The 972-nt window shown below is 68.2% G+C and carries 1 protein-coding gene; it reads right to left on the bottom strand.

Annotation, left to right across the window (positions count from 1 at the left end; genetic code table 11):
• The coding region (locus tag RM445_RS32005; protein ID WP_311560605.1) for an App1 family protein at nt 1-936 on the bottom strand (936 nt) is incomplete at its 3' end.
• Nucleotides 937-972 lie beyond the last annotated feature (36 nt).

Raw genomic sequence — 972 nt, 5'->3', positions numbered from 1 at the left:
GGCGAGCACCGATTGCGTCGGAGACAGCTGCCGGATGGCCACCGCGGCGACATTGTCCGGGTGTGAGGCGACGAAGTTGCCGTAGATCTCCTGGTCGTGCTGCCCGTCGTCGCCGATGAGCAACCACCGAATGTCCGGGAACTCCCCCGCAAGCCGTTCGAGCGTCGCCCGCTTGTGCGCCTGCCCGCTCCGGAACCAGCGATCGGTCGTCGGGCCCCAGTCGGTGAGCAGCAGCGGCCCAGGTGGGTACAGATTGCGCGACAGGAAGCGGGTCAGCGCCGGCGCGACATTCCACGCTCCGGTCGACAGATAAAAAACCGGTGCATCCGGGTGCGCCGTCACCAATCGCTCGTACAACACTGCCATTCCGGGTACGGGTGCGCGCGCGTACTCATCGAGGACGAACGTGTTCCATCCCGCGAGCAACGGCCGCGGCAGTGCCGTCACCATGATGGTGTCGTCGACGTCGGACACGACGGCGAAGCGCACGTCCGGGGCGAGGATGCGCACGGGCGCCTCCACCGGCTCGGCGCCGACTCGATGCAGCCGGATACTGCGCCAGCCTGGTTCGAGAGCCGCCTCCACGACGACGTCGATGTTGCCGCCGCGATCCGTCCGCACCTCGTGCTGCCGGTCGCCCACGTCGATGACGACGATCTCGCCGCTGACGGGCAGCGTCGCGAAGCTGCGCCAGCCACGAACCGCGTGGACTCCTGCTGGTTGTTGCTCCGGGCGGCGCAGCAGCAACCGCGCCATGACACGCACCCAGGACGATGTTCCGTATCCGGTGTACGGGACGATCGTGTCCCGCCAGCCGCGCCGTCGCAGCCGTGGCTCGATGAACTCGTGGACGGCGTCCTCGACACGAGCTGCGCGATGCAGACTCGAGACGAGCACCTCGGGTACGTGGGCGTCGGCCTTCGACCCGTGCGTCACGTACGAACCCTGCCATACCGAGGCAGATCCCCGCGG

This window comes from Pseudonocardia charpentierae, from assembly GCF_031845345.1.
Lineage (GTDB): Bacteria > Actinomycetota > Actinomycetes > Mycobacteriales > Pseudonocardiaceae > Pseudonocardia > Pseudonocardia charpentierae.
Note: the sequence above shows the minus strand (reverse complement) of the source record. Positions and strands in the feature narration are given on the sequence as shown.